Source organism: Belnapia arida (assembly GCF_016773205.1).
Lineage (GTDB): Bacteria > Pseudomonadota > Alphaproteobacteria > Acetobacterales > Acetobacteraceae > Belnapia > Belnapia arida.
On record NZ_JAETWB010000016.1, the window covers coordinates 58,235 to 84,035 of the forward strand.

24 protein-coding genes are annotated in these 25,801 nt (G+C 72.6%); 14 read left to right on the plus strand and 10 right to left on the minus strand.

What is annotated here, in order from left to right; translation table 11 throughout:
• Nucleotides 1-7 precede the first annotated feature (7 nt).
• From JMJ56_RS34065 to JMJ56_RS22035, 3 genes are read left to right on the plus strand one after another with little or no spacing between them, the layout of a single operon-like run.
• Entirely contained in the window at nt 8-901 is an 894-nt protein-coding gene (locus JMJ56_RS34065; RefSeq protein WP_236038248.1) for a Wzz/FepE/Etk N-terminal domain-containing protein, read from the plus strand.
• On the plus strand, nt 891-2,111 hold the full coding sequence (locus JMJ56_RS22030; RefSeq protein ID WP_328702450.1) for an O-antigen ligase family protein: 1,221 nt from the start codon (nt 891-893) through the stop codon (nt 2,109-2,111). The genes JMJ56_RS34065 and JMJ56_RS22030 overlap by 11 nt, the downstream gene beginning before the upstream one ends.
• The gene (locus JMJ56_RS22035) at nt 2,104-2,694 is read left to right on the plus strand and encodes a sugar transferase (RefSeq protein WP_202833930.1); all 591 of its coding nucleotides are present in this window, start codon (nt 2,104-2,106) and stop codon (nt 2,692-2,694) included. Before JMJ56_RS22030 ends, JMJ56_RS22035 begins: the two co-directional genes overlap by 8 nt.
• On the opposite strand, the gene JMJ56_RS22040 is transcribed toward JMJ56_RS22035, so the two are convergent.
• Genes JMJ56_RS22040 through JMJ56_RS22055 form a run of 4 tightly spaced genes read right to left on the minus strand, consistent with a single transcriptional unit; the run spans nt 2,691 to nt 7,231 of the window.
• Entirely contained in the window at nt 2,691-4,172 is a 1,482-nt protein-coding gene (locus JMJ56_RS22040) for an AMP-binding protein (RefSeq protein WP_202833931.1), read from the minus strand. The genes JMJ56_RS22035 and JMJ56_RS22040 overlap by 4 nt on opposite strands.
• Nucleotides 4,169-5,410, minus strand: a complete 1,242-nt coding sequence (locus JMJ56_RS22045; protein WP_202833932.1) for an acyl-CoA dehydrogenase family protein — start codon at nt 5,408-5,410, stop codon at nt 4,169-4,171. The genes JMJ56_RS22040 and JMJ56_RS22045 overlap by 4 nt, the downstream gene beginning before the upstream one ends.
• A 4-nt stretch (nt 5,411-5,414) precedes the next feature.
• Nucleotides 5,415-6,197: an alpha/beta fold hydrolase gene (locus JMJ56_RS22050; protein ID WP_202833933.1), complete on the minus strand. Its 783-nt coding sequence runs from the start codon at nt 6,195-6,197 to the stop codon at nt 5,415-5,417.
• A complete protein-coding gene (locus JMJ56_RS22055) occupies nt 6,194-7,231 on the minus strand; it encodes a M29 family metallopeptidase (RefSeq protein WP_202833934.1) in 1,038 nt (345 codons plus the stop codon). The genes JMJ56_RS22050 and JMJ56_RS22055 overlap by 4 nt, the downstream gene beginning before the upstream one ends.
• Before the next feature lie 139 nt (nt 7,232-7,370).
• Here JMJ56_RS22055 and JMJ56_RS22060 point away from each other — a divergent pair, with 139 nt between their 5' ends.
• Nucleotides 7,371-7,835, plus strand: coding sequence for a MarR family winged helix-turn-helix transcriptional regulator (locus JMJ56_RS22060; RefSeq protein WP_202833935.1), 465 nt, complete (start codon nt 7,371-7,373; stop codon nt 7,833-7,835).
• 6 nt (nt 7,836-7,841) lie between these two features.
• Here JMJ56_RS22060 and JMJ56_RS22065 read toward each other — a convergent pair whose 3' ends face one another.
• A complete protein-coding gene (locus JMJ56_RS22065; RefSeq protein WP_202833936.1) occupies nt 7,842-8,885 on the minus strand; it encodes a hypothetical protein in 1,044 nt (347 codons plus the stop codon).
• 88 nt (nt 8,886-8,973) lie between these two features.
• On the opposite strand from JMJ56_RS22065, the gene JMJ56_RS22070 reads away from it, so the two are divergent.
• From JMJ56_RS22070 to JMJ56_RS22080, 3 genes are all read left to right on the plus strand, one after another.
• Nucleotides 8,974-9,945, plus strand: a complete 972-nt coding sequence (locus tag JMJ56_RS22070; RefSeq protein WP_202833937.1) for a Bug family tripartite tricarboxylate transporter substrate binding protein — start codon at nt 8,974-8,976, stop codon at nt 9,943-9,945.
• A gap of 91 nt (nt 9,946-10,036) precedes the next feature.
• The gene (locus tag JMJ56_RS22075; RefSeq protein WP_202833938.1) at nt 10,037-10,264 is read left to right on the plus strand and encodes a hypothetical protein; all 228 of its coding nucleotides are present in this window, start codon (nt 10,037-10,039) and stop codon (nt 10,262-10,264) included.
• Nucleotides 10,212-11,432 carry an MFS transporter gene (locus JMJ56_RS22080; protein ID WP_202833939.1) on the plus strand — a complete coding sequence of 407 codons (1,221 nt, stop codon included), beginning with the start codon at nt 10,212-10,214 and terminating at the stop codon, nt 11,430-11,432. The genes JMJ56_RS22075 and JMJ56_RS22080 overlap by 53 nt, the downstream gene beginning before the upstream one ends.
• Here the strand turns inward: JMJ56_RS22080 and JMJ56_RS22085 are convergent.
• Nucleotides 11,416-13,023 (minus strand): GMC family oxidoreductase, encoded by a 1,608-nt coding sequence (locus JMJ56_RS22085; protein ID WP_202833940.1) that lies wholly within the window; start codon nt 13,021-13,023, stop codon nt 11,416-11,418. The two genes, JMJ56_RS22080 and JMJ56_RS22085, sit on opposite strands and share 17 nt — an antisense overlap.
• Nucleotides 13,024-13,129: 106 nt before the next feature.
• On the opposite strand from JMJ56_RS22085, the gene JMJ56_RS22090 reads away from it, so the two are divergent.
• From JMJ56_RS22090 to JMJ56_RS22100, 3 genes are read left to right on the plus strand one after another with little or no spacing between them, the layout of a single operon-like run.
• Nucleotides 13,130-14,098, plus strand: coding sequence for a Bug family tripartite tricarboxylate transporter substrate binding protein (locus JMJ56_RS22090; protein WP_202833941.1), 969 nt, complete (start codon nt 13,130-13,132; stop codon nt 14,096-14,098).
• Nucleotides 14,099-14,141: 43 nt separating this feature from the next.
• Nucleotides 14,142-15,872, plus strand: coding sequence for a glucans biosynthesis glucosyltransferase MdoH (gene mdoH / locus JMJ56_RS22095; RefSeq protein ID WP_202833942.1), 1,731 nt, complete (start codon nt 14,142-14,144; stop codon nt 15,870-15,872).
• Nucleotides 15,873-15,928: 56 nt separating this feature from the next.
• Nucleotides 15,929-17,200 (plus strand): phospholipase D-like domain-containing protein, encoded by a 1,272-nt coding sequence (locus JMJ56_RS22100; RefSeq protein WP_202833943.1) that lies wholly within the window; start codon nt 15,929-15,931, stop codon nt 17,198-17,200.
• Here JMJ56_RS22100 and JMJ56_RS22105 read toward each other — a convergent pair.
• The 3 genes from JMJ56_RS22105 to JMJ56_RS22115 are packed head-to-tail and all read right to left on the minus strand — an operon-like array spanning nt 17,195 to nt 20,484.
• Complete coding sequence (locus tag JMJ56_RS22105; protein ID WP_202833944.1) at nt 17,195-18,163, minus strand: tripartite tricarboxylate transporter substrate binding protein; 969 nt, start codon at nt 18,161-18,163, stop codon at nt 17,195-17,197. The two genes, JMJ56_RS22100 and JMJ56_RS22105, sit on opposite strands and share 6 nt — an antisense overlap.
• Before the next feature lie 18 nt (nt 18,164-18,181).
• Entirely contained in the window at nt 18,182-19,609 is a 1,428-nt protein-coding gene (locus JMJ56_RS22110; protein WP_202833945.1) for an enolase-like domain-containing protein, read from the minus strand.
• A complete protein-coding gene (locus JMJ56_RS22115; RefSeq protein WP_202833946.1) occupies nt 19,606-20,484 on the minus strand; it encodes a sugar phosphate isomerase/epimerase family protein in 879 nt (292 codons plus the stop codon). Before JMJ56_RS22115 ends, JMJ56_RS22110 begins: the two co-directional genes overlap by 4 nt.
• A 111-nt stretch (nt 20,485-20,595) precedes the next feature.
• Here JMJ56_RS22115 and JMJ56_RS22120 point away from each other — a divergent pair, with 111 nt between their 5' ends.
• Genes JMJ56_RS22120 through JMJ56_RS22135 form a run of 4 tightly spaced genes read left to right on the plus strand, consistent with a single transcriptional unit; the run spans nt 20,596 to nt 24,276 of the window.
• A complete protein-coding gene (locus tag JMJ56_RS22120; protein WP_202833947.1) occupies nt 20,596-21,954 on the plus strand; it encodes an LLM class flavin-dependent oxidoreductase in 1,359 nt (452 codons plus the stop codon).
• A 2-nt stretch (nt 21,955-21,956) separates the two neighbouring features.
• Nucleotides 21,957-22,601 (plus strand): CDP-alcohol phosphatidyltransferase family protein, encoded by a 645-nt coding sequence (locus JMJ56_RS22125; RefSeq protein ID WP_202833948.1) that lies wholly within the window; start codon nt 21,957-21,959, stop codon nt 22,599-22,601.
• Nucleotides 22,598-23,569, plus strand: coding sequence for a phosphatidate cytidylyltransferase (locus tag JMJ56_RS22130; RefSeq protein ID WP_202833949.1), 972 nt, complete (start codon nt 22,598-22,600; stop codon nt 23,567-23,569). The genes JMJ56_RS22125 and JMJ56_RS22130 overlap by 4 nt, the downstream gene beginning before the upstream one ends.
• Complete coding sequence (locus tag JMJ56_RS22135) at nt 23,569-24,276, plus strand: lysophospholipid acyltransferase family protein (protein WP_202833950.1); 708 nt, start codon at nt 23,569-23,571, stop codon at nt 24,274-24,276. Before JMJ56_RS22130 ends, JMJ56_RS22135 begins: the two co-directional genes overlap by 1 nt.
• Here the strand turns inward: JMJ56_RS22135 and JMJ56_RS22140 are convergent.
• Nucleotides 24,260-25,801 (minus strand): tripartite tricarboxylate transporter permease, encoded by a 1,542-nt coding sequence (locus JMJ56_RS22140; RefSeq protein WP_456318796.1) that lies wholly within the window; start codon nt 25,799-25,801, stop codon nt 24,260-24,262. The genes JMJ56_RS22135 and JMJ56_RS22140 overlap by 17 nt on opposite strands.

Below are 25,801 nucleotides of genomic sequence, written 5' to 3' on the forward strand. Positions count from 1 at the left end.
AGGGAGCATGCCTCTCGACGAACTGCTCCGCGGAATCTGGCGGCGGCGCTGGCCGGTGGCCCTGGCGGCGGCGCTGGTCCTGGGCCTCGGCGCCGCGTTGATTCTCGCCTGGCCGCGGCACTACGTCGCCCAGGCCATGGTGGCGCCGGCCGAGACCAGCGGCGTTGCCACCTCCACGCTGATGTCACCCTCGCCACTGCTGCAAGGCGGGCTGCTGGACAACCGGCCCTCGGGTAATTTCGGCATCTACCTCGACGCGCTGCGGGCGCCGGAGGCGGCGGCGATGCTGGCGCGGGAGACCGGGCTGCTCGCCCATCTCACCGATCTGCGGGGCGCCGGGCCGATGGGGGCGCTGCGGCGCCATTTCGGCTGGCGGATCGAGGCCGATCTCGACGATGCGGAAACCTGGCTGGCGCAGCGCTTCGCCGCGACCCAGGGCATCGCCACCACCACCGTCACGCTGACGCTGGAGCACCGCGACCGGGCGGCATCGCTCGACATGCTCCGCCGCCTCCATGCCATGGCCGAGGCGCGGGTGCGGGGCGATCTGCTCGGCCAGGCGCGGCAGCGGATGGCCGCGATCGAGGCGCGGCTGGCGGCCGAGCCGGACCAGTTCCAGCGCAGCGCACTCTACGAGTTGCTGGCGGCGCAGCAGCGCGTCGCCCTCGTCCTTGGGGCGGATGAGGCGGTGGCGGCGCGGATGGTCTCGGCGCCGATGGTGGAGATCAGGCCCTCATTGCCCAACCGACCGCTGCTGGTGCTGTTGCTGGCCGTCGCGGCGCCGCTGGCGAGCCTGCTCGGCGCCGCCTGCCTGGTGCTGCTGCGCGGGCCGGGGCGGGCGCGGCCGGTGCAATACGAGATGGCGCTCGGGCCGCGGAGGCTCGGCGCCGGTGCGGATTGATGCGGGCGTGCTGGCCGCCGGCACCGGCCTCTTCGCCGCGCTGCTGCATTTCGCCGGGGCGCTGAAGTCGTTGCCCGGCCTCGCCGCCCTGCCGGTCGACCTCACCTTGCTGGCCACCCTGTTGCTGGCGCCCTCGCTGCTGCTGCTGCTCGCCCTGCGGGACTGGGAGGTGCAGCGGGGTGTCGCCCTGCCGCTGGCGGGGTTCGCCGGGCTGCTGGTGTGGCTGGTGCTGGCGGGGGCGTGGAGCGGCTCGCGCACCGTGCTCGCCGAGAAACTGCCGCAGGTGGTGCTGCTCGGCCCTGCGATGCTGGCGGCGGGGCTTCTGGTCGGGGCTGATGGGCCGACGCTCCGGCGCTTTGTCGCAGCGGTGGTGCCGATCGGGCTGCTGGTCGGGGCTGGCATCGCCTGGGGGCTGGCGCGGGATGCGGTGGTACTGGGCGGCGAGGCTGGCGCCGACCCGGTGCGCATCCGGGTGCAGTACCAGCTTGCCGGGCTGGCCATCGCCTGCGCCGGCGGGCTGGCGGCGGTGCGGCTGACGGAGGCGGCGGGCTGGGCGCGGCTGGGCTGGGGGCTGGCGGTGCTGGCGCTGGCGGCGGCCTCGCTGGTGCCGGGCGGGCGGGCGGCGGCGCTCGGCCTCGGGCTCGGGCTCGGCGGGGCGCCGGCGCTGCGCTTCTGGCTGCTGCGGCGACCGCGGGCGGCGCTCGGCTGGCTTGCCGGAGTGGCGCTGGCCGGGGCGGGCGGCCTCGCCCTGCTGCTGGCGATGCCGGAGGAGGTCGCCATTTTCCGCACCATCGACCGCTTCTTCGGCGACCCGGCGGAGGCGACCCCGGCGCGCATCCTGCTTTGGGGCGAGGCGCTGCGCTGGGCGGGCGAGGCGGCGCCCTTCGGCCTCGGCACCGGCGGCTTCACCCTGGCCGCCGGCAGTGGCGACGACCGCAGCCTGCACCCGCACAACCATGCGCTGGAGATGCTGGCCGAGGCGGGACTGCCGGGCTTCGCCTGCTGGCTGCTGGCCTTCGGTGGCGGCGTGGGGCTGGCGCTGCTGCGGGCGCCGCTGGTGGCGCCGGGGCGGGCGGCGCGCATCGCGGCGCTGACGCTGCCGGTGGCGCTGACCGCCATGGTCTCGACCGATCTCGGCAACCGCATGGTCTGGTTCGCCCTCGGCCTGCTGCTCTCGCTCGGGGTGGAGGCACGGGAGCGGCATGTATGAGCGGGGCGGCAAGCGGCTGCTCGACCTGACCGGTGGCGGGCTGCTGCTGGTGCTGCTGGCGCCGGTGCTGGGGCTTACGGCGCTCGCGGTGCGGATGCGGCTCGGGCGGCCGGTGCTGTTTCGGCAGCAGCGGGCGGGGCGCGGCGGGCGGCCCTTCATCCTGCTGAAATTCCGCAGCATGGCCGAGGGGCCGGGCGGCGACGCAGCGCGGCTTGGCCGGTTCGGGCGGTGGCTGCGGGCGAGCGCGCTCGACGAGCTGCCGCAGCTGATTAACGTGGTGCGCGGCGAGATGAGTCTGGTCGGACCGCGGCCGCTGCCCGTCGCCTACACGCCGCTCTACAGCCCCGCGCAGGCGGCGCGGCTCCGCGTGCGGCCGGGGCTGGCCGGGCTGGCGCAGGCAGCGGGGCGGAATGCGCTGCCCTGGGGGCCGCGCCTCGCCCTCGATGCGCGCTATGCGGCGCGGCAGAGCCTCGGCGGCGACCTCGCGCTGATGCTGCGCTGCGCGCTGCTGGTGCTGCATGGCCGTGGCGCCAGCGCACCGGGCCACGCCACCATGCCGGCCTTCCGAGGCGAGCGGGACTAGGCCCCGTCGCCCCGCGCCAGTTGGCGCAGCGCCTCCAGCCGGACCTTGCCGAGGGCGGTGCGCGGCAGCGCCTCCACCGTCACCACGGCGCGCGGATGCTTGAAGCGGGCGAGCCGGTCTCCGCAATGGGCCAGCATCCGCGCCGCGTCGAAATCCGGGCCGGGGACGACGACGGCGACGGGCACCTCGCCCCAGCGCGGGTCGGGCCGGCCGCAGACCGCGCACTCCACCACGCCCGGCGCGCTGCGCAGCACGCGCTCCACCTCCGCCGGATAGACGTTCTCGCCGCCCGAGATGATGAGGTGCTTGCGTCGGTCGGTGAACCAGAAGCGGCCATCCGCATCGCGCCAGCCGAGGTCGCCGGTGGCGAACCAGCCGTCGCGCCAGGGCTCCTCGCCCTCCTCCGGCGCGTTCCGGTAGCCGCGGGCGACATGCATGCCCTTCACCTCGATCTCGCCGACCTCGCCGGGAGGCAGCGGCTCGCCCTCGGCATCGACGATGCGCGCGGCGCCGTGCAGCGCCTGACGGCCGATGGAGCCGGGATGCGCCAGCGCCTCCGCCCGCGTCTGGTAGATGGCGATTGGCCCCGTCTCCGTCGCGCCATAGACCTGCTGCACGGGGATGCCGCGGGCGTGGAAGGCCTCGATCAGCGGCAGCGGCACCTCGGAGGAGCCGGCGCCGACGGCGCGCAGGCTGGAGAGGTCGGCCGTCGCCCAGAGCGGGTGCTCGACCAGCGCCTGCATCACCGCCGGCACCAGCAGGCTCAGCGTCGGCCGGCTGCGGGCGCAGGCGAGGAAGAAGGCCTCCGGCTCGAAGCGCGGCAGCAGCACAACCTCGGCGCCGAACAGCAGCGCCGGGAGGGTCTGGATGTTGAGGCCGCCGAGATGGAACATCGGCAGCACCGTCAGCACGCGGTCCGCCCCGGCCAGCGCATGCATGTGCTGGCTGTTGATGGCGTTGACCATCACCGCGCGATGGTCGAGCGCGACGCCCTTCGGATGGCCCGTCGTGCCGCTGGTATAGGCCAGCAGCATCGGGTCCTCCATCTCGGTCAGCGGCGTGACGCCGAGCAAGCAGGGGCCCGGCGCGTCGGGCCAGGCCTCGGCGGCGTCGAGGACGGGGCAGTCCTTCGGCGCGGCGCGGCGCGCGGGCATCGCCGTCTCCGGCAGGGCGAAGAGCGCGGCGGCGCCGGAATCGTCGAGGATGTGGCGCAGCTCGGGCGGCGCCAGGCGCCAGTTCAGCGGCAGGAACAGGCAGCCGAGCCCGGCGCAGGCGAGGGCCAGGACGATCTGGCCGGGATGGTTGTGGCCGAGATAGGCGATGCAGTCGCCATGGCCGAAGCCGCGCGCCTCCAGCATGGCCGCCGCGGCACGGATGCGGCGGGCGAGCCCGGCATAGGTGATCTGCTCTTCACCGAAGGTCAGCGCAATGGAGTGGGGAGTGTGTTCGGCATGACGCAGGATGATGCTGCAGATCAATCGGTCTCGCCCTTCTTGTAGAGGCAGTCCCGGCCGAGCCGGTCGACGCAGAGTTCCGCTGTCCAGGGCAGCATGAGCGAGCCGCAACGCGCATCGCGGTAAAGGCGTTCGAGCGGGAGCGACTTCAGCATCGCCTGGCCGCCGCAGGTGCGGACGGCGCGGGCGGCGATGGCGGCGGCATTCTCCATCACGCTGTACTGCGCGGCCCAGGCGCGCTGCACCTGCTCCGGCGAGGGGTCGGGACCGGCCTCGGTGACCGCCTGGAACCACAATGCCTTGGCCTGTTCCAGCGCTATACGCATCTCGGCGACGGCGATCTGTTTGGTAGCGTACATCCGCCGCTTCACCGGCGGCATCCCCGGCACCTCGCCGCGCAGATAGGCGACGGTGAAGTCATAGGCCGCCTGGGCGATGCCCATATAGATCGGGCTCAGCGTCAGGAACATGTGCGGCCAGCGGCTGGCCGCCTGCATGTAGAGGCCGGGCGGCATCAGCGCCGCCTCCGCGCCGACCGGGACATCCTCGAACACCAGCGTGCGCGAGACGGTGCCGCGCATGCCGAGCGGGTCCCACTCGCCCACGACCGAGACGCCGGGCGCGTCGCGGGGGATGGCGAGGTAGAGCGTGTCGCGGCGGGAGAGCGGCGCCTCGCCCTCGCGCTGCTCGGTGCAGAGGATGCCGTAGTAGTCGGCATGGCCGGCGAGGCTGGCGAAGATCTTCCGCCCGGTGACGCGCCAGCCGCCAGGCACCGGCCGCGCCACGGTGCCGAAGGCCGCGGCGCCGGCCGCCGCCGCGCCGCCCTCGGAGAAGGGCTGCGAATAGACCGCGCCTTCCTCCAGGATGCGCCGGTAGTGCAGGCGGCGGCGCGCGTGGTGGGCGTCGCGCAGCGCGGGGTCCATCTCCAGGTCGTCGCTCAGGGCGCCGGTCCAGAGCGTCGAGCAGACATGCATGTTCCAGGTGAGCGCGGTCGCGCCGCAGAAGCGGCCGAGTTCGGCTGCGGCCAGGCAATAGGCGCGGAAGCCGGCGCCGAGCCCGCCCTCCGCGCGCGGGATGCAGAGGCCGAGCAGGCCGTTTCCCGCCATGTCGCGGTAATTCTCGGTCGGGAAGCGTGCCTCGCGGTCCCAGCTTGCCGCACGCGGGGCGAGCACGGCCTCGCCGAACTCGCGGGCCTTGGCGGTGAGTGCGGCTTCCTCCGGCGTCAGGCGGAAGGCGGCGGGGTCGAAAAGCGGCTCGGCCATGCGCTCAGTCCGCTCCCACCCGGTCGAGGAAGCTGGTCAGCATGGTGTTGACGTCGCCCGGCCGTTCGAGATGGGCGAGGTGCCCGGCATCGGCGATGACCGCCATCCGCGCGCCGGGAATGGCGCTCGCCGTCCAATGCATGACGTGGAAGGGAGCGAGCGGATCCGCCTCGCCGACCAGCACGAGGCAGGGCATGTCGAGCCGGCCGAGATCGTCGCGGCGGTCGAAGGTGACGAGGGTGGCGAGCGCGGCGCGGTAGCCGCCCTCCGGCACCGCGGCCATGCTGGCGATGGCGGCCGGTGCCGCCGCCGGGTCCGGCGCATCGCCGAGCATGCGGCCGACCACCTGCGGCGCGATCTCGGCGAGGCTCCGCCCGGCCTCCAGCGGCGCCAGCCGGTCGGCGAGGAAGCGCTCGCGGAAGGCGGGGTCGCGGCCGCCGAAGGCCGGCGGGCTGGCATAGAGGATGAGGCTGCGCACCCGCTCCGGCCAGGTGAGGGCGAATTCCAGCGCCACCATGCCGCCGATCGAATGGCCGACGAGGTCGGCACGCTCCAGCTCCGCCGCGTCGAGCATGCGCCCGAGCGCGGCGGCGAGCGCGGGAAAGCCCGGCTCCACCGGCGCCGAGGCGCCGTAGCCCGGCATGTCCCAGGCCAGCACGCGATACCCGGCGAGCGCCGGCAGGGTCGGCCCCCAGAGTCCTGCATTCCCGCCGAGCCCGTGCAGCAGCACGATGGCGCGGCGGCCTTCGCCATGCTCCTGCCAGGAGGGGATCGGGGCCTCGGTCATGGCAGCAGCCTTCCTTCCTCCACCACCGCCTCGCCATCGAGGGTGATGGTGCAGTTGCGGACGGGGATGTCGAAATGCCCCTCGGTGAAGCGGCCGGCGAATTCGTTGGCGCCGGTCGAGAACAGGAAATTGCCGGCGAAGGCGCGCAGCTCCGTGCCGTTGGTGTCGCGCCGGTCGTAGAAGGCAAGTGCCTCGTAGCGCGCGCGGGGGTTGAGGCCCCAGCCGACATGCGAGACGGCATAGGCGGCGCGGTCGTCCCAGGCCGAAAGGTAGCGCCGCATCATCTCGGCATCGGCCCCCTCCCCTTCGACGGCGACGATGTGGTCGTCCGCGAGCGTCAGGCGGACCGGGCGCTCCAGGTAGCGCTTGAAGGTGAGGTTCACGTCGCCCGCATCCAGCACCAGCGTTCCTTCGACACTGCCGGCGCGCGGGAAGGCGACGAGGATGCCGCCCGGCCAGTGCGCGACGGTGCCCGGCCGGTCGGTCCAGCCCCAGACGCCGGCGATCGCGGCCCCTTCCATCGCCACATGCAGGTCGGTGCCGGCGGCGGAGGTGACATGCATCCGCCGGGCGGCGCGGGCGCGCTTCACCGCGGCCTTCACCGGCGCCTCGTCCTCGGGGCGTGGGACGAGGCGGGCGAGCACCTCCGGGTGCTCGTTCGAGACCATCAGCACCCGGCTGCCCGCTTTGAGGATGGCGGGGAGCTCGGGCGCATGCAGCAGCCCCTCCACCGTCAGATCGAGGATGAGCGGCGCCGCGGCCAGCGCCGCCATCACCCCGGGATGGCCGCCGATGGCGCGCGAGGCGCCGGTGGAGCGCACCGGCACCGGGGCGGTGGAGGGCGGCGTCGGCAGGATGCAGCGGAAGGGCCGGCAGCGGAGGCGGAGGGCCGCGAGTTCCGCAAGCTCGAGGTTCAGCGCGCGGGACTGGCTCTCCCCGAGCAGGCAGAGCGGCAACCCGGCACCGGCGCCGCAGAGGCGCAGCACGGTCTCGAAGGCGTCGAGCCAGGGAGCTTCGATCCGGTCGGCAAGCATGTCCCCTCCTAGTGACGGCGTGGCAGCCGGACAATTCAAATGAAAATGCACTTATAGCCAAGACGTATTATTCCGAAGATTTTCCTCATCGCGTTTGGTATCGTATCGAAAGCCCCCAGGACAACGTAACGATATCGATATGGAAATTCCCTCCCCGCCCTCCGGGGTCCGCTTCATCGATGACTACCTCGTGTATCTGCTGGCCCGTGCCGCGCACCAGGTTTCCAGCGAATTCCACGAGCAATTGCGCCGCCGTGGCATTTCGGTCGCGGTCTGGCGCGTGCTGAGTGGCCTGATCGGCAGCGAGGGCGAAACGGTCACCGGGCTTGCCGAGGCCTGCCTCCTGCAACAGCCGACCATGACGAAGCTGCTCGACCGCATGACCCGCTCCGGCCTGGTGTCCCGCAGCCCCGACCAGCGGGACCGGCGCGTGGTGCGGGTCTGCCTCACCGCGGCCGGGCGGGCCATGGCGGAGGACCTGGCGCTGGCCGCCAAGGCGCACGAGGCGGAGCTGCTCGCCCGCCATCCGCCCGCCGAGGCGGAGGCGATCAAGAACCTGCTCCGCTCCATCCTCGCCCGGCACGACAGGCCGCGGCGGGGATAGGGCCTGCTACTGCGCCGGGATGGTGACGACGGGCGTCGGCTGGCCCCGCCCGCTCTCGGCCAGCACCTGCAGGATATAGGCGAAGGTGAAGCTGGCCTTCGAGCGGTAGTCGCCCTGCTCGACCCAGAACCAGCGCTGGCGGTAGGGCACCGCGGCATAGGCATCGGCCGGTGCGCGCGGGCCCTGGCGGACGCGGATCAGCCGCTCGCCGAAGCCGTCCTCCGTCGCCCGCGTGTCGCCGCGGGCGACATCCGCCTCCGACACCTCGATCTGCGCGCCGAGTTCGTAGAGCACCTGGAGGACGGAGCGCGTCAGGATCGCCACCTGGCGAGCGCCCGCCCGTGCCCGGCCATAGGCCACCTCCGCCTCCCGCTCGCGCGGGTCGAGGCCGAGCAGGCTGCGGGCCTGGCGCACTGCCGGCGTGTCGCCATCCAGCAGCAGGAAGACGCGGCCGGCCCCGCCATGCCGCTCGAAGCGCAGCCCGATCGCACCCACCGCCTGGGCCTGACGCAGCGCCCCGATCAGGGCGAGGAAGCCGCCCGAGGCTTCCTGCGCCTCGCCGCCCCGCGTCACGCCGTTCGGCAAGCCGTTCACCGACTGCACGCCGAGGCGGAAGAGCAGGTCCACCGGCGCGCCGCTCTGGGCCAGCGACAGCAGCTCCGCCGCCGCCAACGGCCGCAGGTAGGACTGGGCGAATTGCTCGCCGGCCATCGGCGTGAAGGTGAAGGTCGGCCGCGTCGTGTACTGCATGGTGCCGGAGACGGTGGCGTAGTTCCCCGGATTGGCCACCGGGTAGGCGTTCAGCCCGACCTGCCCGGTGGTCTGCAGCGTGTAGCCGGTGATGACCTGGCTGACCGAGAGGAAGGTCGGCACGTCGGCATAGCGCAGCCGCACCATGTTCAGCAGCATCTGCCGCTTCAGCCCGTCGCCGAGCGCCTGGGCGTAGCCGACCTGGTCGGTGTCGAGCTGCTGCGGCCCGTTGCCGGTGCAGCCGGCGAGCAGCAGGAGGGCCAGCCAGGCAGGACGGCGGAAGGGTATGGGACGGGTCATCGGCGGGCGGCAAGGCAGCATCCGGGCAGGGCGGCGTCAACCGGCGCCGGGGATGCTATGCTCGCCGGCAAAACGGGGAGGAAGCACCATGCATCTCGGAAAGCGGGCCCTGCTCGGGCTGCTGGCGGCACCGGCCATCGCGCGGGCCCAGGGCACGAGCACCTGGCCGGACCGGCCGCTGCGCTTCATCATCGGCGCGGCGGCGGGCGGCGTTTCCGACATCTTCCTCCGGCTGATGGAGGCCCGGCTGCGCGAGCGGCTGGGCCAGCCGCTGGTGATCGACCCGCGGCCGGGTGCCGGCGGGATGCTCGGCGCCGAGGCCGCCGCCCGCAGCGCGCCGGACGGCTACAGCTTCTTCGTCAACCACATCGCCTCGCACGGCATCGGGCCGACGCTGTACAAGCGGCTCTCCTTCGACCCGCTGCGCGACCTGCCGGGCATCTGCCGCCTGGCCCGCATGCCGAACGTGCTGATCGTCAAGGGCGACAGCCCGCACCGTGACGTCGCCGCGCTGGTCGCCTTCATGCGCGCCAGCCCGCAGGCGGCGACCTTCGCCTCGGCCGGCACCGGCACCTCCTCGCATCTCTCGGGCGTGCTGCTCGGCCTCAGGACGGGGATCGAGACCATCCATGTCCCCTATCGCGGCACGGCGCCGAGCATGGCGGCGGTGATGAACGGCGAGGTGCTCTTCGCCATCGACAATGCGCCGGCCAGCCGGCAGCAGGTGCTGGGCGGCCTGTTGCGCGCGCTCGCCGTCTCCACGGCTGAGCGCGCGACCACCATGCCGGAGCTGCCGAGCCTGCAGGAGAGCGGGATCGCCGATTTCAACGTCGCCTCCTGGTACGGCATCGCCGCGCCGTCGGGCCTGCCGCGGCCCATCGCCGACCGGCTCGGCGGCGAGATCCTGGAGGCGCTGGCCGATCCGGGGATCGCTGCGCGCATCCGCGAATTCGGCGCCGAGCCGGCGCCGCTGCCGGCGGCGGCCTATAATGAGTACATGCGCCAGCAGGTCGCCGCCTGGGCGCCGGTGGTCAAAGCGTCCGGCGCCTCGATCGACTAGTGACAAACATGACAGCGAATATAGTAATGCCGAAGGCGCAATGAGCCCATGGTGGCCGGGGGAAGCTTTGCCCTTCCACCGGGAGGCCATCATGACCGACTTCGTCATCGTCGTCGCTGCCGTCGCCAGCCTTGCCGCCTCGCCCAACCTGCCGCCGGAAGCCGCCATCCCGCAGAATGCGCCGACCATCGGCTTCCGCCTCTACAAGGACCTGCATGCCTGCGAGGCCGCCACCGCCCAGCTCACCCCCCGGCGCGGCATGCGCCATGTCTGCGTCCCCGTCGAGAGCGGGGACGGGGAGCTCGCCTCCGCCTACTAGGCGGAAAGCCGCCAGCCTCGCCCTCATCACGCTGGCGCAGGTGCTGGCCCTGTCGCTCTGGTTCTCCGGCACCGCCGCGGGGCCGGGGATGGCGCGGGAGGCCGCGTTGCCGCCCGGCTTCCTCGCCTGGCTGACGGGCGGGGTGCAGCTCGGCTTCGTGCTGGGGACGCTGGCGAGCGCGGCGCTCGCCCTGCCCGACCGGGTCGAGCCGCGGCGGCTGATCGCCGGCGCCTGCCTGCTCGGCGCGGCGGCCAATGCGGCGATCCTGCTGCTGCCGCCGGGCGATCCGCTGGTGATCGCGGCCCGCGGCGCGACCGGCCTCGCGCTCGCCTGCGTCTATCCGGTCGGGATGAAGCTCGCCGCCGGCTGGGCGGGGCCCCGGGATGCGGGGCTCGTCGTCGGGCTGCTGGTGGGCGGGCTGACGCTCGGCTCCGCCTCGCCGCATCTCGCCAATGCGCTGGGCGGGCTCGGCTGGCGGAGCGCCGTGGGCCTCGCCTCGCTCGCCACGCTGGCGGGGGCGGGGCTGATCCTGCTCGCCCGGCCCGGGCCGCGCCATGCCGCAGCACCTCCCTTCCGGCCGGGGCTGGCGCTGGAGCTGTTCCGCCATCGCGGCACGCGGCTCGCGACGCTCGGCTATCTCGGCCACATGTGGGAGCTCTATGCGATGTGGGCCTGGATCGGCGCCTATCTCGCGGCGAGCTTCGCCGCGGCGGGCAGCGCCGCCAGCCCGGCGCTCGCCAGCTTCGCGGTGATGGCGGCCGGCGCGCTCGGCTGCATCGCCGGCGGCTGGCTCGCCGACCGTATCGGCCGGGCGCGCTTCACCATCGAGGCGATGGCGGTGAGCGGCGCCTGCTGCCTGCTCGCCGGCCCGGCCTTCGGCGCGGCGCCCTGGCTGGTGATGGCGCTCTGCCTCGCCTGGGGTGCCACGGTCGTCGCCGATTCCGCGCAGTTCTCCGCGGCCGTCGCCGAGGCCTCGCCGCCCGGCCTCTCGGGCACCATGCTGACGGTGCAGACCTCGCTCGGCTTCGCCCTCACCCTCCCGGCGATCCACCTGATGCCCGTCGCAGAAGCCTGGCTCGGCTGGGGCGGCGGGGCCTTCGCCCTGCTCGCCCCGGGGCCGGTGCTCGGCTGCCTGGCGATGGCGCGGCTGGTCAGGCGGCCCGCTTGATGGTGTCCGCCGCCTTCTCCGCCGTCATCAGCACGGCCGGGTGGATGTTGGAGGAGGGCACCAGCGGGAAGACCGAGGCATCCACCACGCGCAGCCCCTGCACGCCGCGCACGCGGAGCTCGGTGTCGACGACGCTGCGCTCGTCGGCGCCCATGCGGTTGGTGCCGCAGGGGTGGTACACGGTGGTCCCCGCCGCGCGGATGTAGTCGAGCATCGCCTCGTCGCCGCCGGTCTGCGGGCCCGGCGCCTCCTCCTCCTCGATCAGCCCGGCGAAGGGCTGGGTCGAGGAGATGCGGCGGGCGAGCTTCGCCGCCTTGAGCATCACATGCACGTCCGATGGCGCGGTCAGGTAGCGCGCCTCGATCCGTGGCTTGTCCTCGACGCGCGGCGAGCGCAGCGCCAGCTCGCCCCGGCTGTCCGGCCGGCACTGGCAGAAGTTGAAGGTGAAGCCCGGATGCTTCGCCAGCGCCGCCGCCGAGGCGGCCTGGTTGCTGAGGCTGTAGTTGACGTACTGGAACTGCACCTCGGCCTCCTCGGAGCCAGGCAGGACCCGGGCGAAGAGGCTCGCCTCCGAGGCGCCGATCGCCATCTGCCCGCGCCGGCGGATCGCCCAGTCGAGGCCGAGCTGCGCCGTCTTGAAGGGGTTCGCCATGAACTCGTTCAGCGTCCCGCAGGGCCTGGTGCGGAAGGCGAAGCGGATCATGAAGTGGTCCTGGAGGTTCTTGCCCACTTCCGGCGCGTGCACTCGGGTCTCGATCCCGAGCGCCTGCAAGGCGGCGCCGTCGCCGATGCCCGACAGCATCAGCATCTTCGGGCTCTCGATGGCGCCGGCCGAGAGGATCACCTCGCGCCGCGCGCGGTGGACGCGCTCGGCGCCGTCCGGCCCGCGCACCGCGACGCCGACCGCGCGGTTGCCTTCGAGGATGATGCGCTGGCCGACCTGCTCGGTATGCACGACGAGGTTCTTCCGCCCGAGCGCCGGGCGCAGATAGGCGACGGCCGGGCTCCAGCGCCGCCCACGGTGGACGTTGAGCTGGTTGGGCGCCACGCCCTCGAACCAGGCGCCGTTGTTGTCCGCGTTGCGCGGGAAGCCGAGCGCCTCGCAGGCGGCGACGAAGGCCTGGCATCCGGGCGAGGGGTCCGGCACCTCGCCGACCCGCACCGGGCCCTCCTTGCCGCGATACTCGCTGCCGGGCCCGGCGAAGGTCTCGAGCTTGCGGAAATAGGGCAGGCAATCGTCATGCGACCAGCCCCGCGCGCCGGATTGCGCCCAGCGGTCGTAGTCGCGCGGCGAGCCGCGCAGGAAGACCAGCCCGTTGACGCTGCCCGAGCCGCCGATGACCCGCCCGCGCGGCCAGTAGACGCTGCGGCCCTTCAGCTCCGGCTCCGCCTCGGTCTGGTAGTTCCAGTCGAACTTGCGGGTGACGTAGAGCCGGGCGAACCCCATGGGGATGTGGATCCAGGGGTTGCGGTCCCAGGGGCCTGCCTCCAGCAGCACCACCTTCACCGCAGGATCTTCGGAAAGCCTCGCGGCCAGCACGCAGCCGGCCGAGCCGCCGCCGAGGATCACGTAATCCGCTGCTTCTTCCATCCTGCGCTTCCCCATTCTTGCCGCCATGAGGCCATGCGGGGACGCAAGCGGCAAGGCGGCACGGGGCTTGCGAAGCGAACCGGCCGAAAGACCGGGAGCCTCGACCATGCAACGCCGCCCCCTGCTGCTGGCCGCCGCCAGCCTCGCCCTGCCCCGCCTCGCCTACGCCCAGGCCGGCTGGGCCAGCCGGCCGGTTACCATCCTGGTGCCCTATGTCGCCGGCGGACCCTCCGACACCCTGGCCCGTGCCACAGGCGCCGCGCTGCAGGCCGCCATCGGCCAGCCGGTGGTGGTGGAGAACCGGCCGGGCGCCAATGGCGCCGCCGCCGCCGCCCTCGCCGCACGGGCGGCGCCGGATGGGCATACGCTCTTCATCGCGGCGAGCGGCATCCTCACCATCAACCCGCATCTCATGCCGAACCTGCCCTATGACCCGATGCGGGATTTCGCGCCGCTGACCGTCGCCATCAGCGCGCCCAACCTGCTGGTCGCCCACCCGCGCCTCCCGCCGCGCGACGTGCCGGGGTTGGTCGCCTGGCTGAAGGCCAACCCGAACGGGGCGAGCTACGGGACGAGCGGCATCGGCTCCTCCGAGCACCTGACGATGGAGCTTTTCGCCCAACGGACGGGCACGCGGCTGACCCATGTGCCCTATGGCGGCGGTGCGGCGGCGGTGACGGACCTCATCGCCGGGACGACCGAGCTCTCCTTCCTCAACATCTCGACCGTGGCGCCGCATGTGCAGTCAGGCGCGCTGCGGGCGCTGGCGGTCGGCAGCCTGGCGCGGCATCCGCTCCTTCCCGATGTGCCGACGGTGGACGAGAGCGGCGTCCCCGGCTTCGAGGGCGGGAGCTGGCACGGCGTCGTCGCGCCGCACGCCACGCCGGAGCCGGTGCTGGAGGCGGTGCATGCCGCGCTGGTGGCGGCCCTCCGCCAGAAGGAGACGGAGGCGCGGCTGACCCGCATCGGCTTCAGCGTCGTCGCCGGCGGCCGGGCGGAGTTCGCCGCGCGGATCGAGCGGGAGCTCGGCGCGTGGCGGGAGGTGATCCGAACGGCGGGGATCGGCGCCGGCTAGGCGATCCGCAATTCCGCCACGCTGGCGCAATAGCCTGGGTGGGATGGTCCTGCGCCGCCTCGCCTTCGCCCTGCTCTGCCTGGCCCTGACCGGGGCACAGCTCTGGCTTGCCGCCCGGGTGATAGCACCGAGCGGCTGGACGGTATGGGAGGGGCTCGCCCTGCTTTGCTTCGCCGGGACGGCGCCCTGGACGGCGCTCTGTGCCGGCAACGCGCTGGTCGGGCTGCTGATCCTGCTGCGGGCGCCGCATCCGCCGGCGGCGGTGTTGCCGGCGCTGCGTCGCATCAGGCCGGGCGGGGGGCGGATGTGGACCGCCATCGCCGTCTGCATCCGCAACGAGGCGATGGAGCAGGTGCTGCCGCCCCTCGCCCGGCTGCTGGACGGGCTGGCGGAGGCGGGGGCGGCGGGGCGCTTCACCCTCTGGTTCCTGTCCGACACGCAGGAGCCGTCGCTGGCCGCGGCGGAGGCGGCGGCGATCGAGGCGTTCCGTGGGCGGTATCCGGGCCTGCGCTACCGGCGGCGGGAGGGCAATGCCGGGTTCAAGGCCGGCAACGTGATGGACTTCCTCGACAACCATGCGCAGGGCGCCGAGCTGATGCTCTGCCTCGATGCCGACAGCGAGATGTCGGCCGCCGCCGTGTTGCGCCTCGTCGCCTGCATGGAAGCCGATCCGCAGCTCGCCATTCTGCAGCAGCTCATCGTCGGGCGGCCGGCGGCGGCGGCCTTCCCGCGGCTGTTCCAGTTCGGCATGCGCGCGGGCATGCGGGCCTGGGCGACGGGGCAGGCCTGGTGGCAGGGGCCGGAGGGGCCCTACTGGGGCCACAACGCCATCATCCGCATCGAGCCCTTCCGCCGCCATTGCCGGCTGGAGGCGCTGCCCGACGGCAGCCCGATCCTCAGCCATGACCAGGTCGAGGCGGTGCGGCTGCATGCCGCCGGCTGGAAGGTCTGCTGCCTGCCGGAGGAGGCGGGAAGCCTCGAGGGAAATCCGCCGGCGCTCCCGGAATTCATGGCGCGCGACCTGCGCTGGGCGGCGGGGAACATGCAGTATTTCGCCCTGCTCCGCCTGCCAGGGATGACCTGGATGGGGCGATGGCAATTGCTCCAGGCGATCCTGCTTTTCCTCGGGGCGCCGCTCTGGACCGGCGTGCTGGCCTTCGCCGCGCTCAATGCCGCGGCCGGCGGGGCGGTGGAGACGCCGGGCGCCTCGCTGCTGGCGCTGATGGCGGCGGTCTGGGCGATGCTGCACGCGCCGAAGCTCTGCGGCTATGCCGAGGTGCTGGCGAAGCCCGGCCTCGCCGCGGCTTATGGCGGGCGGGCGGCCTTCCTCCGCGGCGCGGGGGCGGAGCTTGCCTTCACCACGCTGCTCGACCCGGTGAGCATCCTCAACAAGGCGATGTTCCTGGCGCGGCTGCCCTTCGGCGCACGGCAGGGCTGGGCGCCGCAGAACCGGGCGGCGCGCGGCATCGGCTGGGCGGATGCGGCGCGTCTGCTCTGGCCGCACACGCTCTTCGGCGCGCTCGTCTTCGGCCTGCTGCTGGTGGCGGCGCCCGGTGCGGTGGGATGGGCGCTGCCCTGGGCGGGCGGGCTGCTGCTTGCCATTCCCTTCTGCGTGGTGACGGCGGCGCCGCGCTTCTCCGCCGGCCTCCGCCGCCGCGGCCTGGCGGCGACGCCCGAGGAACTGGCGATGGACGGGGCGGTTCAGCTCGCCCTGAGGCCCTCCCCAGCATCGCCGTCTGGAACATCCCCGGCTGGGCCGCTCGCGCCAAGCTGATCCGGAACGGCGCGGAGCCGGAACCGCCCGGTAGCGTTACGTCCGGCATGGACCAGATGCGGATCGGACGGCGCAGCCTCGGGCTGCTGGCGGCGGGACTCTCGGGATGTGCCGCAATTCCGGTGCTGCCGGATGGCCCGTCCGACCCCATGGAGCGGCAGTCGCTGCTCGCTGAGGCGCTGGACGGTGCCCCGCTGCTCGGCGGCAACCGGGTGGAGGTGCTGGATGGCGGCGTCGCCATGTTCCGGGCCGCCTTCCGCGCCATCGCCGCGGCGAGGGACCATGTGAACCTCGAATTCTACATCCTGCAGGATGTCCGCATCCCCGGCATCGAAGGCCCCTCACTCTTCGAGTTGCTGCAGGTGAAGCTCGCCCAGGGTGTCGCCGTCAATATTATCCATGACGGCTATGGCTCGCTTGGAACGGATCTGTCGCCGCTGCGGGCCGCTGGGGCGCGGACGCTGGAATTCCACCCGCTCGATCCGACGGCCGCCAAGCGCGGCTGGATGCCGAATGACCGGGACCACCGGAAGCTGCTGGTGGTGGACGGGCGCATCGGCATCATGGGCGGCGTCAACCTTGACCGCGTCTACCAGAACCCCTGCGGCACCGGCGCCACCCCGACCGACACGGAGGCGGCCTGCTGGCACGATTCCTCCATCCGCATCGAGGGCCCCGCGGTCGGCGCCATGCAGCGGCTTTTTTTCGACACATGGGAGAAGGAGCACGGCGAGGCGCTGGCGCCGCGCAACTGGTTCCCCCGCCTGCCCGAAGTGGGGCCGGCGCGCATCCGCATCCTCGGCAGCGAACCGGGCGAGCGGAAGCCGCGCTACTACGTCACCCTGGTGACGGCGCTGGAGGCGGCGCGCGAGCGGATCTGGCTCTGCACCGGCTATTTCGTGCCGACCTGGCAGCAGCGCCGCGTGTTGCGCGCCGCCGCCCGCCGTGGCGTCGAGGTGCGGCTGCTGCTGCCGAGCGTCAGCGACAGCCAGGAGGCGCTGAACGCCCAGCACGCCGCCTATGACGACATGCTCGAAGCCGGCGTGAAGATCCACGAAGTCACCGACGGCGTGCTGCACGGCAAGCTGGCGGTGGTGGACGGCGTCTGGTCATCGGTCGGCTCCTCCAATTTCGACCGGCGCAGCGTCGCCTGGAACAACGAGGCGGATGCGATCATCCTCGGCCGCGACACCGCCGCGGCGCTGGAGCGGATCCTGGCGCGCGAATTCGGCCGCGCCCGCCCCGTCATCCTGGAGGAGTGGGAACGCCGCGGCCTCGGTGCCCGGCTGCGCGAGCAATCCTCGCGGCTGTTCCTCGATCTGCTATGACGCCCGCGCCAGGCCCAGCTCCCGCAACAGCACGGCGGAGGTCTCGGCGAACTGCCCGGCGAAGCGGGTGAAGGCTTCCGGCCCATCCCAGACCGGGACGATGCCGCGGCCCTGCATCATCTCCCGCACTTCCGGCCGCGCATGGGCCCGCTCGGCGGCGGCGAGCAGCGTCGTGCGCACCGGCGCCGGGATGCCGCGCGGCGCGACCAGCGCGAACCAATTGGCATAGGCCCAGTCGAGGCCGCCCTCCTTTAGCGTCGGCACATCCGGCAGGATCGTCATGCGCTGCTCGCCCATCACCGCGAGGATGCGCACCCGCCCCGCGGCGGCCAGCGACTGCGCCTCGACCGGGGAGCCGGTGAAGACGCCGATGCCGCCCGCGACCAGGTCCTGCAGGGCGGGCGCGCCGCCGGTGCTCGGAATCCAGCGGATGCGGTCCGCCTCCAGGCCGAGCTTCCGCGCCATCCCCGCCGCCGCCAGATGCCAGGAGCCGCCCGCGCCGACGCCGGAACCGGTGATGCTGCCGCGGCGCCCGTCCTTCAGCGCCGACGCGAAGCCGGCGAAGTCACGCCACGGCGCCTCCGCCCGCACCGTCACCCCGGCCGGGATGGTGGCGAGGCGGGAGAGCAGGTCGAGATTCTCCGGCCCGAATTCGGCGAGGCCGAGCGCGCGGAAATTGGCGAATTCCGAAGTGCCGGTCCCGATCGTGTAGCCATCCGCCGCCGCATTGGCGATCGCCGCATGGCCGGTGACGCCGTTGCCGCCGGTGCGGTTCACCACGTTGACGGGCTGGTTCAGTTCCCGCTCCAGCCCCTGGACGAAGATGCGGGTGACGGTGTCTGCCCCGCCGCCCGCGGCCCAGGGCACGATGAACGTGACCGGCCGGGCGGGCCAGGCATCCGCCCGTGCCAGGCCCGGCGCGGCGAGCAGCGGCAGCGCCGCCAGATGGCGTCTCGTCAGCATGGATCGTCCCCTCCCCTGTCAGCCGGGCCATTCGGCGTTCGGCATGGCCTGCATGGCCGTGTAATCGGGCTCCTCCGTCGCACCGAGCCCCGGCACGCCGAGCGAGCCGAGATTCAGCACGCCCTCGCGGATGGCGAGGCGTGGCCCACGCGGCGTATCGGCATAGAGGCCGGGATGCGCCTCCATGAAGCGCACCGCCTCCGCCTTCGGCCGGCCGCTGAAGCCGTCGATGAAATGATGCCCGTTCCGCTCGACATGCGCGAGGCCGAGCAGCGCCACCAGTGCCAGGTCCTGCTGCACGCAGACGCCGGCCAGCGTCGTCAGGTCCTCGCCGGTCATGAAGTAGTCGCGCTCGTCATCCGCGGCGTTCCAGGCCTCGCAGCGGGCCCGGTTCAGCAGGGAGCGCCAGATGCCCTTGCAGGCCTTGGAGGAGACGCCGGTGTAGCCGAGCGCCCTGGCCTGGACGAAGGCATCCAGCGCGCCGTCGCTCTCGTCGATGATGACCGGCCGCTCCCGCGCCAGCGCCGCCATGCCGGTCTCGAGCGCCCGCGCCCGCTTCACCGGCTGCTCGACGTAGAGGACCGAGGCGCAGAGCCGTTGCAGCCGGGGCTCCGCCCGCATGGCGTGCCAGAGCTCGGCGGCGCCCTCGGCATCGGCATATTGCTCGTTGCCGTCGAGCGAGACGTGGTAGCCGGCCATGCCGTCGACGACCGCGGCAACGCGGCAGAGCCGGTCCACGTCCTGCCGCACGTCGCCCATGACCTTCAGCTTCCAGAAGCTGTGGCCGTAGGTCGCCACCACCTCCTCCAGCGTCTCCGGCAGTCCGTCCTCGACGCGCACCGATTGGTCGGCGGCGGTGATCGGGTCGACCAGCCCGACCGTGTGCCGCGCCTGGATGCGGCGCGCCGGCTTGAGCCCCGCCAGCATCGCGCCGAAGTCGAAGCCGGCGAGGTCCGGCACCACCGCATGCGGCGCCATGCCGCCGATATTCGCCCGCATGCCCGTGAAGAAGGAGATGCCGCGCAGCTTCAGCAGCGCATCCAGTGCGGCGCGGTCGATGAGGGAACGGCCATAGCTGGCGACCAGCGGGTTCAGCCCCTCGCGTCCGCAGGCCTCGACATGGGCGGCGTAGTGGTCGGCGAAATGGCCGAACGCCGTGTTGTCGCCCGCCGCCAGTACGGCCTCGCCCGCCAGCTCGAGCGAGCGGCGGAGCTGGTGCTCGTTCTGCGCGTCGCTCAGGCCCGGGTCCTTGTCGAACCACTTGGCGGCGAGGGATTCGGCGGCGACGCCCCAGCCCTCGTGCCCCGCCTCGTCGCGGATGCGGGCGCGGACCACCGCCTGCCGTCCCTCGGTGACGGTGATGACACCGAAGCGGAAGGGCAGGCGCAGGCGGAAGGGCCATTCCCGTCGCTCGATTTCGAGGATGCGGAAGCGGGGGGCGGTCATGGATTGGGCGACCGATTCAGCTCTTCGCGCCCTTCGGCGCTTCGAGCATCGGGCGCCCCCAGGCCCTCCAGCACGCCGCGCAGGTAGCCTGCGGCGAAGGCCGCCGCGCCTGGCCCGTCGGGTTGGTAGTCGAAGGGCTCGACGCTGCACCAGCCGGCATAGGATTGCCGCCGCAGCACGGCGAGGATTGGCCCGAAGCGGTCCCTCCCCTGCCCCGGCGCGCGGCGGTTGCGGTCGTTCAGATGCACATGCGCGATGAGACCGGTAGGCAGCCAGCGCTCCAGGAGGGCATCGGCCGGCTCGACCTCGCCATTCCCGGCGGCCGAGACGTCGAGCATGGTCCTGAGGGCCGGGCTGCCGATGCGCTCGACGATGCCGGCCGCCTCGCCGACCGTGGTGGCCCAATTGGCCTCCCGTGCCGCCAGCGGCTCCAGGCAATAGGTCAGTCCGGCCGCGGCGGCCCATCCGGCGATGCGGGCCATGGCTTCCTCCGCCCGCGCCGCGTCGCCCTCGGCCTCGACCCGCCGCTGGGCCGGGGAGCCGTGGACGAGGTAGGTCGCGCCGAGATCGGCGGCGAGGCCGATCAGCCGCTCGATGACGTCGAGGGTGCGGGCGCGGGTCGCCGGGTTGGCGGTGGTGATGGATAGGCCCGCCGGCGCCACCAGCAACCAGTGCAGCCCGCTGAGGGCGATGCCGGCCCCGGCCGCCGCGCGGCGCAGCTCCGCCCGGCGCGGGGCCGGGAGGAGGTGCGGCTCCTCCGCGTCGAGGGTGAAGGGCGCCACCTCCAACCCGACATAGCCGAGCGCCGCCGCCCGCGCGCATTGCGCGGCGAAGGGCATCTCGCGCAGGACCTCGTTGCACAGGGCCAACCGCATGCCGGACATCTCCATCCGGGCGGGATGCTACCACCCCTGCCCCCAGGCACCAGCATTGACCACGGGGCGGCCCGGGGCGAGGCTTCCCGCCAACCACGGAGGGAACGGCCCATGCGCCAGATGCATCTTGTCGGCTTCATGCAGGCGCAGAACTGCACCAACCTCGCCTCGTCCTGGCGCCATCCGGAGAGCCGGACGGATTTCCTCTCGGCCGACTACTACCAGGAGATCGGGCGCATCCTCGAGGCCGGGAAATTCGACCTCGCCTTCTTCGACGACCGCCTCTCCATGCCGGACCGCTACGGCTCCGACCACCATCACACCATCGAGCACGGCATCCGCTGCGTGAAGCTCGACCCGGTGGTGGTGCTGACCATGATGGCGGCGGCGACCCGGCGGCTTGGCCTCGGCTCCACCGCCTCCACCACCTATTACGAGCCCTACCACGTCGCTCGCGCCTTCCAGACGCTAGACCTGATGAGCGATGGTCGCGCCGCCTGGAACGTCGTCACCTCGCTGAACGATGGCGAGGCGGCGAATATGGGCCATGCCGAGATGATGGCGCATGATGCGCGCTACGACCGCGCCGACGAATTCGTCGAGGTGGTGCTCGGTCACTGGGATGCCTGGGAGGACGATGCGCTGATCGTCGACAAGGCGAGCGGCCGCTTTGGCGATGGCGGCAAGGTGCATCGGCTCGACTACCGTGGGAAGTTCCTGCAGTCCCGCGGTCCCTTCACCGTGCCGCGCTCGCCGCAGGGCAGGCCGGTGGTGATCCAGGCCGGCAGCAGCGGGCGCGGCAAGAAATTCTCGGCACGCTGGGCGGAGCTGGTCTTCGTCGCCTATCACGACATCGCCTCCGGCAAGCGCGACTACGACGGCTTCAAGGCCATGGTCGCCGCCGCCGGGCGCGACCCCGCCTCGGTGAAGGTGGCGACGCTCTGCAACCCGATCTGCGCCGCGACGCGTGCCGAGGCGGAGGACCGCGCGGCGCTGATCGAGAAGCTTCCCTTGGAGATCGACGCGCTCTCGCTGCTCTCCGAGGCGCTGAATTTCGACTTCGCTAGCAAGGGCATGGACGAGCCCTTCACCGACGAGGAGATGGCCGGCATCCAGGGCCTGCAGGCGATCCGCGACCGCGTGGTGGAGGCGACGGGGAAGAAGAACCCGACGGTGCGCGACTTCATCACCGGCAGCGGGCGCGGCCGGCCGAAGATGGACATGGTCGGCGGGCCGAAGGAGGTGGCGGACAAGATGGAGGCCTGGTTTGCGGGCGGCGCCTGCGACGGCTTCGTCATCTCCGCAACCCACGTCCCCGGCACCTATGCCGAGTTCGTTCAATTCGTCGTCCCGGAGTTGCAACGCCGCGGCTTGTTCCGCAAAGACTATTCGGGCCCGACCTTGCGCGACCATCTCGGCCTGCCGCGCGCGGCGCGGGGCGACTGGCAGATGCAACAAGCCGCGGAGTAGCGATGCAGAGTGGCGACAGACGGCCGATCGCGGCACGAGAGACGGCACCGGCCGCGCGCATCGCCGGCTGGCTGATCCGGCGTGGGGCTTCGCCCAACAGCATCTCGCTCGCCGGCATGGCGGCCGGGATCGGCGCCGGGCTGGCGCTGGCAGGCATCGCCTGGTGGCCGGAGGCGGCGCGGCCGCTCTGGCTGCTGGCGGCGCTTCTGGTGCAGGCCCGCCTCGCCGCCAACCTGCTGGACGGCATGGTTGCCATCGGCCGCGGCGTCGCCTCGCCGGTGGGGGAACTCTACAACGAGGTGCCCGATCGCATCTCCGACACGGCCGTGCTGCTCGGACTCGGCATCGCCGCCGATGGGAATGCCGCGCTCGGCTTCGCCGCGGCGCTGGCGGCGATGGCGACGGCTTATGTGCGCGTCACCGCGCGCAGCGCCGGGGCGCCGAGCGACTTCGGCGGGCCGATGGCGAAGCAGCACCGCATGGCGGTGGTGACGGGGCTGGCCCTGTTCTGCGCCGTCACGCCGGTGGGCTGGCAGGGTATCGGTGAGACGCCTCTGGCGGTGATCGTGCTTGCGGCCATCGCGCTGCTCTCGGCGCTCACCGCCTGGCTGCGCCTGCGCCGCGCCGCATTGCGACTCGCCGCATGAGCACCGCCTTCGCCCATCCGGTCACGGTCTGGATTGTCGGCGCGACGCTCGGCCTGCTGCTGCTGGCGGCGGCGGTGATCGGGCTGCTGTCGGTCACCGGCCGCGCCTCGCCCTTGCTGCGGCGGGAGCTGTGGCTGCGCCTCGGCTCCTGGTGCATCCTGCTGCCGCTGATGCTGGGGCCGGTGCTGCTCGGCCGTGTCTGGACCATCGGCGCCGTCACCCTGCTCGGCCTCGCCTGCCTGCGCGAGTACGACCGGGCGACGGGACTGTTCCGGGAATACCTGATCGTCGGCGTCGTCGTGCTCGGCATCCTCTTGGTGAACTTCGCGGCGCTCGACCACTGGTACGGCTTCTTCACCGCGCTCTGGCCGCTGACGGTGGGCGTCATCGCCATCGCCTCGCTGCCGCTCGACCGGCCGGCTGGCTATGTGCAGCGGACGGCGCTCGGCATCTTCGCCTTCATGCTGTTCGGCGCGGGGCTTGCGCATCTCGGCTACATGGCGAACGATCCGGGCTACCGGCCGATCGTGCTGCTGCTGCTGACGGCCGTCGCGCTGAACGACGTCGCCGCCTTCACCTTCGGCAAGCTGATCGGCGGGCGGAAGCTGCTGCCGGCGACCAGCCCGAACAAGACGCTCTCCGGCGCGCTCGGGGCGCTCGTCACCACCTCGGTCGTCGTCGCGCTGCTGGCCGGCGCCATCTTCGCCGGGACGCCGATGGGGCATCCGGCGCTGCTGCTGCTCTTCGGCGCCATCGTCAGCATCGCCGGGCAGTGCGGCGACCTGATGCTGTCCTCCATCAAGCGCGACCTCGGCATCAAGGACATGGGCGTGCTGCTGCCGGGCCATGGCGGGGTGCTGGACCGGTTCAACAGCCTGCTGCTGGTGGCGCCGGCGGCCTTCCACTTCATCGGCTACTATGTCGGCTTCGGCCTGGCTGGGCCGACACGCTTGATCACCGGCGGCTGATGGATTTCCGCCTGCGCCCGGCCCGCGACCTTGGCCTCGCCCCCGGTGAACGGCTGCGGAGCCATGCGCGCGAGGCCGGGCTCGGCAGCTTGGCGCTGCGTTCGCTCTGGCGCGGCGGCGTCGGGGCCTACCTGCGGCTGGCGCACAGGCTGGAGGTGACAGGCCAGCAGAACCTGCCGGCCGGGCCGCCCTTCATCCTCGTCGCCAATCATTGCAGCCATCTGGACACCCTCGCCCTCGGCAGCATCCTGCATGGCGAGGCGGGGCGGCGGGCACATGCGCTGGCGGCGGGGGATGTGTTCTTCCGCACCGGTGCCACGGCGCTCTTCGCCGCCTATGCCGTGAATGCCCTGCCGGTCTGGCGCAAGCGGACCAAGGCGGGGGAGATCGCCATGCTGCGCGAGCGACTGGTCGAGGACCGGCTGGTCTACATCCTCTTCCCCGAGGGCACCCGCAGCCGCGACGGGGCAATGGCGCCCTTCCAGCCCGGCATCGGCACGCTGGTCGCGGGGCTGCCGGTGCCGGTGGTGCCCTGCCGGCTGGAAGGCTGCCATGCCGCCTGGCCCGCCGACCGGCGCCTGCCGCGGCCGGGGAAGATCAGGCTCACGATCGGGCGGCCGCTCGACTTCGCCGGGCTGCCCAATGCGCGGGCGGGCTGGGTGGAGGCGGCCTCGGCCTGCGAGGCGGCGGTCAGGGCGCTCGGCTGACCAGGCGCCCGTAGAGCCGCGGCCCCACCAGCGCGACCACCGCCAGCAGCAGGATCGCCAGCGAGACCGGGCGGGTGAGGAAGGTGGTCCAGTCGCCTTCGCTGATTGTCAGCGCCTGTCGCATCGCCTGCTCCGCCATCGGCCCGAGGATCATGCCGATGACCACCGGCGCGGTCGGAAAGTCGAAGCGCCGCATGAACATGCCGATGATGCCGATGACATAGAGCAGCACGAGGTCCGTAACCGAGTTGCTGATCCCGTAGGTGCCGATGGTCGCGAAGACGAGGATGCCGGCGTACAATTGAGGCTGGGGAATCTTCAGGATGCGCGCCCAGAGCCCGACCAGCGGCAGGTTCAGCACCACCAGCATGATGTTGGCGACATAGAGGCTGGCGATCAGCGTCCAGACCAACGCCCCCTGCTGCTCGAAGAGCATGGGCCCTGGGTTGATCCCGTAGCTCTGGAAGGCGCTCAGCATGATCGCCGCGGTCGCCGAGGTCGGCAGGCCGAGGGTCAGCATCGGCACGAGGATGCCGGCCGCCGCGGCGTTGTTCGCCGCCTCCGGCCCGGCGACGCCCTCAATGGCGCCGGTGGTGCCGAACTCCTTCGCGTGCTCCGGCTTCACAAGCTTCCGCTCGGCATAGTAGCTGAGCATGGTCGGCATCTCGGTCCCGCCCGCCGGCATCACGCCGAAGGGGAAGCCGAGCAGCGAGCCGCGGAGCCAGGGGCCGATGCTGCGCCGCCAGTCCTGGCGCGACATCATGATGCTGCCGACCTGGCGCACCTGCGGCGCCGCATTGGTGTGGCGCCAGGCCATGTAGAGCGTCTCGCCGACAGCGAAGAGCGCGACGGCGACCAACACCACGTTCACCCCGTCCAGCAGTTCCGGCACGCCGAGCGTCATGCGCGGCTGGCCGGTCTGCAGGTCGATGCCGACGAGGCCCAGCAACAGGCCGAAGAAGAGGCTCGTCAGTCCCCGCAGCGCCGAGCCGCCGAGCACCGCCGAGACGGTGACGAAGCAGAGCAGCATCAGCGAGAAATACTCGGCCGGGCCGAGCTTCAGCGCGAGATCGACGACGACGGGGCCGAGGAAGCTGATGCCCAGCGTGCCGATGGTGCCGGCGACGAAGCTGCCGATGGCGGCAGTCGCCAGCGCCGGGCCCGCGCGGCCGTTGCGGGCCATCTTCGCGCCTTCGAGCGCGGTGATGATGGAGCCGCTCTCGCCAGGCGTGTTCAGCAGGATCGATGTGGTGGAGCCGCCATACATCGCGCCGTAGAAGACGCCGCAGAACAGGATGAAGGCGCCCGTCGCCTCCACCTTGAAGGTGATCGGCAGCAGGAGTGCGATGGTCAGCGCCGGGCCGATGCCGGGCAGCACGCCGATCGCCGTGCCGAGGAAGCAGCCGAGCAGCGCCCAGCCGAGATTGCCGAGCGTCAGCGCATGGGAGAAGCCGAGCTGCAGGCCGGCGATGCTGTCCATCATCGGCGTGCTGCCCGTGAAGCGGCGTAGCCGCGAAGCGGACAA

What these genes read in the sequence shown, in the direction of transcription:
- JMJ56_RS22065 (WP_202833936.1), bottom strand. Translation starts at nt 8,885, where the DNA reads ATGACCCGTCCCATACCCTTCCGCCGTCCTGCCTGGCTGGCCCTCCTG.
- JMJ56_RS22050 (WP_202833933.1), bottom strand. Translation starts at nt 6,197, where the DNA reads ATGACCGAGGCCCCGATCCCCTCCTGGCAGGAGCATGGCGAAGGCCGC.
- JMJ56_RS22090 (WP_202833941.1), top strand. Translation starts at nt 13,130, where the DNA reads ATGCAACGCCGCCCCCTGCTGCTGGCCGCCGCCAGCCTCGCCCTGCCC.
- JMJ56_RS22135 (WP_202833950.1), top strand. Translation starts at nt 23,569, where the DNA reads ATGGATTTCCGCCTGCGCCCGGCCCGCGACCTTGGCCTCGCCCCCGGT.
- JMJ56_RS34065 (WP_236038248.1), top strand. Translation starts at nt 8, where the DNA reads ATGCCTCTCGACGAACTGCTCCGCGGAATCTGGCGGCGGCGCTGGCCG.
- JMJ56_RS22060 (WP_202833935.1), top strand. Translation starts at nt 7,371, where the DNA reads ATGGAAATTCCCTCCCCGCCCTCCGGGGTCCGCTTCATCGATGACTAC.
- mdoH (WP_202833942.1), top strand. Translation starts at nt 14,142, where the DNA reads ATGGTCCTGCGCCGCCTCGCCTTCGCCCTGCTCTGCCTGGCCCTGACC.
- JMJ56_RS22080 (WP_202833939.1), top strand. Translation starts at nt 10,212, where the DNA reads ATGTCTGCGTCCCCGTCGAGAGCGGGGACGGGGAGCTCGCCTCCGCCT.
- JMJ56_RS22070 (WP_202833937.1), top strand. Translation starts at nt 8,974, where the DNA reads ATGCATCTCGGAAAGCGGGCCCTGCTCGGGCTGCTGGCGGCACCGGCC.
- JMJ56_RS22125 (WP_202833948.1), top strand. Translation starts at nt 21,957, where the DNA reads ATGCAGAGTGGCGACAGACGGCCGATCGCGGCACGAGAGACGGCACCG.
- JMJ56_RS22100 (WP_202833943.1), top strand. Translation starts at nt 15,929, where the DNA reads ATGCGGATCGGACGGCGCAGCCTCGGGCTGCTGGCGGCGGGACTCTCG.
- JMJ56_RS22115 (WP_202833946.1), bottom strand. Translation starts at nt 20,484, where the DNA reads ATGCGGTTGGCCCTGTGCAACGAGGTCCTGCGCGAGATGCCCTTCGCC.
- JMJ56_RS22120 (WP_202833947.1), top strand. Translation starts at nt 20,596, where the DNA reads ATGCGCCAGATGCATCTTGTCGGCTTCATGCAGGCGCAGAACTGCACC.
- JMJ56_RS22035 (WP_202833930.1), top strand. Translation starts at nt 2,104, where the DNA reads ATGTATGAGCGGGGCGGCAAGCGGCTGCTCGACCTGACCGGTGGCGGG.
- JMJ56_RS22130 (WP_202833949.1), top strand. Translation starts at nt 22,598, where the DNA reads ATGAGCACCGCCTTCGCCCATCCGGTCACGGTCTGGATTGTCGGCGCG.
- JMJ56_RS22075 (WP_202833938.1), top strand. Translation starts at nt 10,037, where the DNA reads ATGACCGACTTCGTCATCGTCGTCGCTGCCGTCGCCAGCCTTGCCGCC.
- JMJ56_RS22055 (WP_202833934.1), bottom strand. Translation starts at nt 7,231, where the DNA reads ATGCTTGCCGACCGGATCGAAGCTCCCTGGCTCGACGCCTTCGAGACC.
- JMJ56_RS22105 (WP_202833944.1), bottom strand. Translation starts at nt 18,163, where the DNA reads ATGCTGACGAGACGCCATCTGGCGGCGCTGCCGCTGCTCGCCGCGCCG.
- JMJ56_RS22110 (WP_202833945.1), bottom strand. Translation starts at nt 19,609, where the DNA reads ATGACCGCCCCCCGCTTCCGCATCCTCGAAATCGAGCGACGGGAATGG.
- JMJ56_RS22085 (WP_202833940.1), bottom strand. Translation starts at nt 13,023, where the DNA reads ATGGAAGAAGCAGCGGATTACGTGATCCTCGGCGGCGGCTCGGCCGGC.
- JMJ56_RS22045 (WP_202833932.1), bottom strand. Translation starts at nt 5,410, where the DNA reads ATGGCCGAGCCGCTTTTCGACCCCGCCGCCTTCCGCCTGACGCCGGAG.